Origin of the sequence: Nostoc flagelliforme FACHB-838 (assembly GCF_014698065.1) — a bacterium.
Lineage (GTDB): Bacteria > Cyanobacteriota > Cyanobacteriia > Cyanobacteriales > Nostocaceae > Nostoc > Nostoc flagelliforme_B.
Genome location: NZ_JACJSI010000081.1, coordinates 20,820 through 29,978 on the forward strand (window position 1 = coordinate 20,820; position 9,159 = coordinate 29,978).

The window sequence follows — 9,159 nt, forward strand, 5'->3', positions numbered from 1 at the left end:
TCCAAATGTCGATGGGATATTGCAATACCGAAGTCTGTTTTTCTTAGCTAATACCCAATACAACCAAAACTAGATAGGTAATATATAAGGCGCAATTTTAGCTATAAAGCTTAGTTTTGGGATTTGCTAAGTTATGTAAATAAATATAACTATAATATTACAAATAGTCAACTAGACTTGACAAACAAAGGCTGATGACTTTAATAAATAATACTTATCAAAGCAGTATGATTCGGAAAATAAAACGGGTTCCTGGGTAAGATAATGGGATGAAAATAAGAACCGAACTTTTGGGGAGTGAAAAAAACTGAGCGATGGTCTGCACAAATCCGGGTAGTCGCAATTAAGCCAGAGATTTGAGAAGCTAGCTACTAGATCACCAAAGTCTTTACAATTTGCTTGTTGACTCAAAAAGTATTTCTCAACGTATGACGAATCAAGCTCCTATCCCGGTTATTGTCAACGGTGCTGCTGGAAAAATGGGCCGTGAGGTGATTAAGGCGGTGGCGCAAGCGCCTGACTTAAACCTAGTGGGTGCAATTGACCACAGTTTGGAACATCAAGATAAAGATGCTGGAGAATTGGCGGGTTTAAGCGAACCCTTGGAAGTGCCAATTACTAATCAATTAGAACCGATGTTGGGGTATGTGGCTGGTGACAGACAGTCACCTCCAGGCGTGATTGTAGACTTTACCCATCCCGATTCAGTTTATGACAATATTCGCAGTGCGATCGCTTACGGTATTCGTCCTGTAGTCGGCACCACTGGGTTAAGTCCAGAACAAATTCAAGACTTGGCAGACTTTGCCGACAAAGCTAGCACTGGTTGTCTAATTATTCCTAATTTTTCCATTGGGATGGTGCTATTGCAACAAGCTGCGATCGCAGCCTCAAAATATTTTGACCATGTGGAAATTATCGAACTGCATCACAACCAAAAAGCTGATGCACCCAGTGGTACTGCGATTCAAACGGCGCAGTTATTAGGAGAATTGGGTAAAACTTTTAACCCTGCTCTTGTAGAAGAAACGGAGAAATTACCAGGAGCGAGGGGAAGTATCGCAGATGAAGGGATTAGAATTCATAGCGTGCGCTTGCCAGGATTGATTGCTCACCAAGAAGTTATTTTTGGCGCAGCTGGACAGATTTATACTTTACGACATGATACGAGCGATCGCGCTTGTTATATGCCAGGAGTGCTACTAGCGATTCGCAAAATCTTAGCGCTAAAGTCGTTAGTATATGGATTAGAAAAGATACTTTAAACACACAATTGGGCACTCATGTTAGTACCACTGACTCGCCAGAAATTTGAACAAGTTGTCCCCCTAATTGCCACTGGTTTGCAGTACAAGTACTACTGGGGGAAGTTCTCAAATTTTTTGCAACGGCTGTTAATTTCTGTAGTTGCGGTAGTTGTTCTTTTGCTTGTAACAGTTATTTTCAAGCTTGAGTTTGCTTCAATAGTATTTGTGCTAGGGGTAATTAGCGCTTTTTTTTGGCTGTGGTATCCAGTGTTTCAAGCAAGTATGCGAAATTTGCAATACCGCCGTTATAAGTACGGCGGCTTTTTCCGTGGTCGAGTACTAGATTGGTGGATTACAGACCAATTAGTAGGTAAACAAGAAACAGTCAACAACAAAGGCGAATTGGTGATTGTAGAAAACCGAGAAAAACAGATAAATTTGGAAGTGGGTGATGAAACAGGATTTAGGATTGAATTTGTAGCACCATTACGTTCTGCCCACAAAGTTATTACTCGCGGTCAAATTGCAGAAATGGTAGTAATGTCAAATCGCCCAGATTTGAGCAGCATTGAAGAATTCAGTGATATATACTTTCCCAGTCGTGACCTTTGGGTGAGCGATTATCCTTATCTGCGGCGGGATTTCTTTAACGAAATTGGTCGCCGTTTGCGTGAAGACCAACAACAAAACCCACGTCGGCGGCGTCGGAGAGAAGAGGAATAAACTCTCCTGTACCTTCTGCCTTCTTGCTAACGAAAGCATCCTACTTTGATAAGTTTCCTTTTCAAACGATAAGTAACTGGCTTACAAACAAAACCTGCCGACTGAGGCTCTACATAAGACCGCTTTGGCGGATTTTGTTTTTCTAGCAGCGACTTCCAATTGCCAGACATTTTTTTGAGAGTGGGATGCTTACTTAAAAACTGTGAGTTTGCAACAATATCGTGAGGGCCTTTAACAGTTACTTTGGTACTATTCATGTAGATATTATAATCATAAATAACATTTTTATTTTTAGTGTTAACATTAATAACTTTTCCCGGAAAAGCATAAAGAATGTTTCTTAAAATTCTGACATCAGATGACGTATGAGCAAAAATTTGCCCACCCTTAATTTCTGGACTCTGATTATTTAAAACAGCTGTGTTATTTACAATATCAACATGATCGCTGAAAAACGAATGAATACCTGATCCACCATTATTAAATGTAAGATTATTTTGAACTAAAGTACGTCCTTTATATGCATCTAATTTTACGGTTTCATTTCTTGAACTATCGATAATAATGCCATTACCGTCTGTGATTCTTCCGTCTGAAATCACAGGAATATACATCCGATTGTTATATGTCTTGTTGTTGGTAATAAACATCTTGTATCCCCGGTTGTTGTCAAAATTCCAATTGTTCAACATTGAAATGCCACTGCAACCATAAACACTGTACCAGGCATTATTAAACACCACGTTATTATCTACTGTCACATAGTCAGACTGAATCGCTGAAATGCCTGCTCCTCCACACCCATGTACCTTGTTGTTGACAATACGTATATGGTGAGTATGACCATTTGTTCGCCCATCCACATTGATGCAGTTTCCATTCGTTAGTGGGTTGACTCTGTTACTTTTCTCACTCATCGCATAATCAAGGGTTATATTGGCATTGTTTCCTACGATCTCCAGCCCGTTGATTTCGATATATGAAGCTCCATGTGAAATCACAATACCATTCCATGTATTGTGCTGAATTTTTGGGAAATGTCCAGGATATGCTTTGTACCTAATCCATGCATTTGCAGTTCCAGAACGTTTAATACTTACTACACTCCCAGCTTGGGCTGAATTTGTGTATACTCCGTTCATAATCAATACTGTATCGCCAGGATTGGTCAGATTTGCTGCCCTTTGAATTGTCCTAAAGGCGGATGAAGTAGAGAGTCCGCTATTTTTGTCATTTCCAGTACCGCTAACATAATATTTTTTCGGAGTCGCTTTAGTGCTTATTAGCTTGCTACTAGATACAGTGATTTCCTGATAGTTAGTCGATACTTGACGGACATTTTCAACTAAAGATACTTTTATCCTTTCTCCCGCAGGTAAAAGACTCAATACTACAGGAATTGCCAGATATGCGCTTAAATTAAAACCTTGGATTATCACAAGAAAAGGCTCCTAGATCGGCATTGCTTAACAAAAATATCAGGATATTCAGTGATTTTGAATACTCTTTTGGACACAGAATACAATATGGCTTTGCTAGTTCCCCCGATTTCCATCCTGTCCATAGGCTTGCCAAGCTAAGTCTACCAATCCATCAACGATCGCAGCTGCTACAACTGCATTGCCTTTGCGACTGTCAATTGTAATATGAGGCACTAGAGAGTCTTGTAAACGCTCTTTAGCTTCATCACCACTTGCAAATCCCACTGGAGTCGCAATTATTAAAGCAGGTCTAATTTCCTCAGCTTCAATTAAATCTACAAGTGCTGTTAGTGCTGTTTGCGCTTGGCCAATCACAAAAATGCCCTCTGGATAACGCTTTGCTAAGGTTTCTATTCCCCACGCAGCCCGAGTTTTTTCTTTTTGGGGGCGTGTTAGAGCTTCCATGCTGCAATATACCGGATTAGCAAAGGTGTTTTGAATATCGTAGGCAATACCTACTTGTACCATTGGGACATCTACCACAATTGTGGTACGCGCGGCTAGTGCTGCTGCTCCAGCTTGCAAGGCACGCTCAGAAAAGCGAATCAAAGACTTATACTCAAAGTCAGCCGTGGCGTAAATTATCCGACGCACAATTTCATACTCTGCGGGTGAAAAGACATGAGTGTCGATTTCACTATCAATGATTGCTAAACTTTGAGCATCAGTTACGTGCCATTCCATTTTTGTTGAGCTTCTCAAATATTAGCTTTCAGCTTATCAGCTTCAGAGAGTTAGGAGTTAGGAGTTATAAGTTAATTAAAAATTCCTAACTCCTAACTACTCACTCATAACTCATTACTGGAAGAAGATCGGCTGAAAACAGGAGATAGGTAGGCAACTAAGACACCAATAAGAAACCCAGAGATATTGCGAGTTAGAGGTAGCCAGTCGCTTGTGCGTGTTACCACTGGCCCAATGCCAAAGGCAAGAAACAAAATTCCCCACAAAGGTGAGAAAATTAAAGCCCATTGCCAAGCAAAAATCTGTCCTTTTTCGCGGGGTTGAGCTGCAAATCCACAAATTATCCCACCAATAATTGAGCTAATCAAGGTGAGAATCCACTGCTCTCGTGGCAGTCCGGGGACTACATTGCAACCACCTTTGAGTAAACAGCCTTTAACCGATTCTAAGGCTTGCAGAATGGCTTGATCTTCACCTTGTTCGCGGACAAAATACAAATTACCAAAGCGAGTTTGCAGTTCTATCCAGAAAGTCCGGGGTAAAAGTTCATAAACAGCATCGCCAACACTAAAACTGAGGATGTTACCGCCACGAGAATCGGCAACTAGTAGAATGCTTTTGTCATCCAAACCCCAATATTTTATGACTGCCCGACCTGGGGTGCGGTCATACTGAGTCAATACTCGCAGTTTCCAGCCTGTATCAACTTCAAACTGCTCTAAATCTTTGACAAGCTTTTCTTCTTGCAAGACAGGAAGAGATTTTGCTAAGTCTACAACTGGGGTAAAGGTATCAGGAAGTAGCTCAGGATTGTCATAAGCCAGTGCTGGGGGAGAATGCATCACCCAAATTGACCCAGCAAGAAAAAATACTGCAATAGATACTAGAATTCTTCGCCAAAAACAAGATTGCATGGACGTTTTTATATAGATATCAACGGTAGAAGTGAACTAGTTGTTTTAAAAGAGTGCTGTCAAAATGATAGTTCTTTACACTTGTTTACTTTACTCTAATCTCAGGGATCAAAGCAAAGGGTTTTTGGGGAGCAAGGGGTTAGGAGTGGAGTTCATGACAGTTAAGACGAAGCGCATTTTGTCAATGAGTTAAAATACCCAAAACATTCTTGATAAAAATGATAATCGGCGCTCGGTAGAGGGGGAGGAGGCAAGTGTTTCTCGCCTCCTCCTCTTTTTGGTTATTAGGTACTTGCAAAAAATAAATTATCCCAAATTATTTGTAGATTTGTAGGGGCGCAAGGCCTTGCGCCTCTACGTACCCTGCGGCACGCTTACGCGAACGCGGAGCGTGTCGCAGGGATGGGATGTTTTTTAACTGGAAGCCCCTTATTGCCAAATTTTTTAACAACTGAAAATGGTCAATCTCCGTCATCGAAATTGCTTTCCCAGCTAGCAGCGTCGCTGTAACCGTCATTAGCATGGTACACTTCTGCTTTGATCCGGCGATTTTCTTGCTTTAGCACTTCTCGTTCTCGCAACGTTAGTGGTGGTTTTTCACTGCTTGGCAAGCGATCGCTTGTTCGTCTTACGGGTTTTTGGCGCGTGAAGTTTTTCCAAGCGGCTTTCACGCCAACAAAAATAGTACGTGTACCTACTTGCAGATTTTGTGCCTGAATTCTTGCAGTATCAAGACTTTTATCAACTTGTTTCACGACTTGAGTAGCACTTTTCACACCTTCACTGACATCATCAGTTAAGTCAGTGAGTTCTAAGCCAGTGATGCGGATTGCTTCTAGAGTGGGTGGTAACTCCCGCGAGAGGGTATCAAATAGCTTTTCTGCACTACGAGCCGCGCGTGCTAACTCCTGCAAAGCCGGTATTGCCGCCACTAAAACCGCAGTTAAGCTTATGGCGACTAAAAGTAAGGAAAGTCCCAACCAAAACAGGGGTTCAATCACGGTTGTGTCATTTATGAACGTTCTAATTGCTGAGGAAGAGAATCTGAGTCATCAACAGATGTTTGTCGCTTTAAGCCTTGACTTTCTCGCTGACTGGCATCTACACCTGCTGCGATCGCTTCGCGTAATCTGTCTAAAGTCTCATCCCAGTTTCGTAGTGCGTTAGCAGAAAGACGATCTGCCTGGATTTGCACACTCGTTGATAAATCTTCTGCCAATTCTGGGATAGCATTGGCAGATTTTCTCAAAATTTTACGCGTTTCGCGCCCTGTGCGTGGAGCCACGAGCAAACCGGTTAAAGCACCGATGGTAGCTCCCAGCATCAAACCGCCAATAAATACTCCAGAACGGTTATTAGACATCTTGTTGTTTTTCTCCTTACACCCATTTTAGGTGGGTTTTCTCCCCTTGCAAGACTTAACTGATTTTATCTAGTTAATCTATCCTGACAAAATATCAGCCAAAAATGTTGCTTTTTTTTCGTTAATATCAAAAGCATTAATTACTTATAATTCAAAACTCCCCCTATCTCCCAAACTTTTGGTACCTTAAATAAGCCTTCTGGAGAGCATCTAAGTCTCGAATGACGCTCTTGCTAGCAAGCTTTAAGAGAAGGTATGGGAAGGCAAAGCGATCGCTGTAAGCCAATCGAGCAGGATTTTCTTACGGGATTCTCTCCGTGTCCCCGCGCCAGCCCTAATTATAAATGTTCATGTGAACCGGAACATAACTCATTTTGCAACTGTTCTTCTCCCAGATATTAACCCTAGCTTAATAAAATAACGCTGCCAGATTTGCCGTGCTAGCAAAAGTAGACCAATAATTTGCCGCACTTGTTGAATTTGCATTTGTAGCGCTTGATTTTTCTGCCGTAAATTATAAATATTCTGCTGGCTGAGATAAATATTTTCGGGTGCTTTATTCAATGCTGTACGGGTACAACTTTCATAGGCGGTTAACCTATCTGCTATGTATGCTAACTGCTGCTTGAGTTGCCACACCCGCCAAACCACATAGAATAGCATCAGCGAAATTAGGGTGTTGAAAAGGATAACTAAAATAACCATTGTTTATCTTCACCAATATTAACTTTGAGGAATTGTTCTATATACTTGATTTGGCCCTTATTTAATGATGAAGAAACTAGAGGATAAAAATTATGGTACAAAGTAAAGCTTGGATTCTGGCAATAAAGAGTAGTTAGATGATGCTCTGAGCGCTATTGAAACGTTTTACTAAATGAAAATTAGTGTAACAAAAGCTGATGGCTAAAAAATCGCCAATTTGCCAATTTTGTAACAAGGATATGTCCACACTTCGCAAAACCACAGCTACAATTGCCTTAGATTCACGACTTGGTTTGCGAAATCAGCCCGTATGCTCAATAAGCCCCATCATTACTATGTCCCATTCCTGAACCTGATAATTTTAGACAATTTGCAATTTGTTTGGTGTATAAGCACAATGGCATAGCCCCTTCAACAGACGGTGAGAGAACTACACTTCTTGGAAGCTCCCCCAGCATCGCCTTTATTATTGTGCCCCTACCTCTACCAGTTTCCCAGCCTGTTGCATGAAGTTAACTAATTTTATTTTGCTTTTTTTGGCTCTAAAAACCTCACTCGTGGCTTACCAACCAAAAATTGCTGGGTGTGAACTGGGGAAAGGGTGAAACGCAAAGGAGAGGTTTATCACAGCAGTTTTCATGTATTTGAACCACACCTGTCGTAGGGGCGCAAGGCCTTGCGCCCCTACCGCGTGGTCTATTTATTTACCTGAAAATAGCTGTAATTCCTCTTCTGTTAATCTTTAACCCTTTCTCAGCCGAAAGCCTCCCCGCCTTTAACCTCTTCCCTGCTGAAGACTTCCCCGGAGTATTTCACTAATACCTGACCGATAATGATAATCTTTTTTATACATCCAGTAGGAGATAAGGATGTCAAAAAAATCACCATTGAATAATTTCTTCCAAGCTACTTTTATTGCCTTGACGATTGGATTTGTTGGGTGTGGAAATCAAGCAGCAAGAACCACATTCACTGAGGCTAGCACCCAGGTAAATGAAAATCTTCCTCAAGTGGTAGCGACTACAAGCGTATTGTGTGACTTAACCAGACAGGTTGCTGGAAATACAGTTAACCTCACCTGCTTAATTCCCCCTACTGCCGATCCGCAATTTTATAAACCAAAACCGGAAGATCGTAAAGCTATTGAGCAAGCTAATCTTATTCTTTATACTGGTTACAATTTTGAACCGAATCTGATCAAATTAATAAAGGTGACTAAAAACCCTGCACCGAAAATAGCCGTCGGTCAAGTTGCGGTATCGAAGCCACAAAAATTTCAGGTAGGCGGTAAGAATGCAACTGATCCTCATCTTTGGCACAATAGCAAAAATACTATCAGAATGGTGGAGGTAATTAATAGTAATCTGAGAAAAGTAGAATCTAGTAATGCAGAGACTTATACCCGCAATACTAAAAAAATTACAAATGAACTCACTCAACTAGATAAGTGGATTAAGTCAAGAATTGCCAGTATTCCTGCTAAAGAACGCAAGTTAGTTACAACCTCTAATGCCCTAAGTTATTACGCTAAAGCATACGGTATTTCATTAGCAGGGGGATTGCAAAGCATTAGTACTAACGAAAAACTGACAGCCGCACGAGTCAAGAATTTGGCTACAAACATTAAACGGGCTAATGTGTCAACAATTTTTGCTGAGGGAGCAATTAATCCTAATTTGATTGAATCTGTAGCTACAGAAGCTGAAGTTAAAATTTCTGACAGAAAGCTTTATGCTGAGGGACTTGGTGAACCAGGAAGCGACGGAGATACTTACCAGAAAATGATGATTGCCAATACACGCACAATTGTGGAAGGGCTAGGAGGGACGTATTTGATCTTTGAAGCAAAAGCTGCTAGATAGCTAGAAAATGAATTCAGTAATCCTAGAAATTGGGTTTATTGATATTTCAGAAAACTTGCTTTATATCCAGGACTTACGCAACTGGCACAATGCGAGCGCCAATTACTAGTACATAAGTATTATTTGAATCTGATTCCGAATGCCTTGTATTTGTAATAAAAGCTGGTGTATTGGAAGCAA

At 41.0% G+C, this 9,159-nt stretch carries 9 protein-coding genes; 3 read left to right on the plus strand and 6 right to left on the minus strand.

Annotated features, from left to right (window positions below):
- Positions 1-428 precede the first annotated feature (428 nt).
- Together dapB and H6G97_RS27185 are read left to right on the plus strand one after the other, a co-directional pair.
- Positions 429-1,265 carry a 4-hydroxy-tetrahydrodipicolinate reductase gene (gene dapB, locus H6G97_RS27180; RefSeq protein WP_190943690.1) on the plus strand — a complete coding sequence of 279 codons (837 nt, stop codon included), beginning with the start codon at positions 429-431 and terminating at the stop codon, positions 1,263-1,265.
- 18 nt (positions 1,266-1,283) lie between these two features.
- Positions 1,284-1,970: a phosphate ABC transporter permease gene (locus H6G97_RS27185; RefSeq protein WP_190943691.1), complete on the plus strand. Its 687-nt coding sequence runs from the start codon at positions 1,284-1,286 to the stop codon at positions 1,968-1,970.
- A 26-nt stretch (positions 1,971-1,996) separates the two neighbouring features.
- On the opposite strand, the gene H6G97_RS27190 is transcribed toward H6G97_RS27185, so the two are convergent.
- From H6G97_RS27190 to H6G97_RS27215, 6 genes are all read right to left on the minus strand, one after another.
- Positions 1,997-3,409 carry a right-handed parallel beta-helix repeat-containing protein gene (locus H6G97_RS27190; RefSeq protein WP_190943692.1) on the minus strand — a complete coding sequence of 471 codons (1,413 nt, stop codon included), beginning with the start codon at positions 3,407-3,409 and terminating at the stop codon, positions 1,997-1,999.
- 96 nt (positions 3,410-3,505) lie between these two features.
- A complete protein-coding gene (locus tag H6G97_RS27195) occupies positions 3,506-4,135 on the minus strand; it encodes a precorrin-8X methylmutase (RefSeq protein ID WP_190943693.1) in 630 nt (209 codons plus the stop codon).
- Between the two features lie 104 nt (positions 4,136-4,239).
- Positions 4,240-5,049, minus strand: a complete 810-nt coding sequence (locus tag H6G97_RS27200; protein ID WP_190943694.1) for a TPM domain-containing protein — start codon at positions 5,047-5,049, stop codon at positions 4,240-4,242.
- Between the two features lie 461 nt (positions 5,050-5,510).
- Positions 5,511-6,050, minus strand: a complete 540-nt coding sequence (locus H6G97_RS27205; protein ID WP_190943695.1) for a DUF948 domain-containing protein — start codon at positions 6,048-6,050, stop codon at positions 5,511-5,513.
- A gap of 11 nt (positions 6,051-6,061) precedes the next feature.
- Positions 6,062-6,412, minus strand: coding sequence for a YtxH domain-containing protein (locus tag H6G97_RS27210; RefSeq protein WP_190943696.1), 351 nt, complete (start codon positions 6,410-6,412; stop codon positions 6,062-6,064).
- Between the two features lie 369 nt (positions 6,413-6,781).
- A complete protein-coding gene (locus tag H6G97_RS27215) occupies positions 6,782-7,117 on the minus strand; it encodes a hypothetical protein (RefSeq protein ID WP_190943697.1) in 336 nt (111 codons plus the stop codon).
- 869 nt (positions 7,118-7,986) lie between these two features.
- Between H6G97_RS27215 and H6G97_RS27220 the strand changes: the two genes are divergently transcribed.
- On the plus strand, positions 7,987-8,979 hold the full coding sequence (locus H6G97_RS27220; RefSeq protein ID WP_190943698.1) for a metal ABC transporter solute-binding protein, Zn/Mn family: 993 nt from the start codon (positions 7,987-7,989) through the stop codon (positions 8,977-8,979).
- The last annotated feature ends 180 nt before the right edge of the window (positions 8,980-9,159 follow it).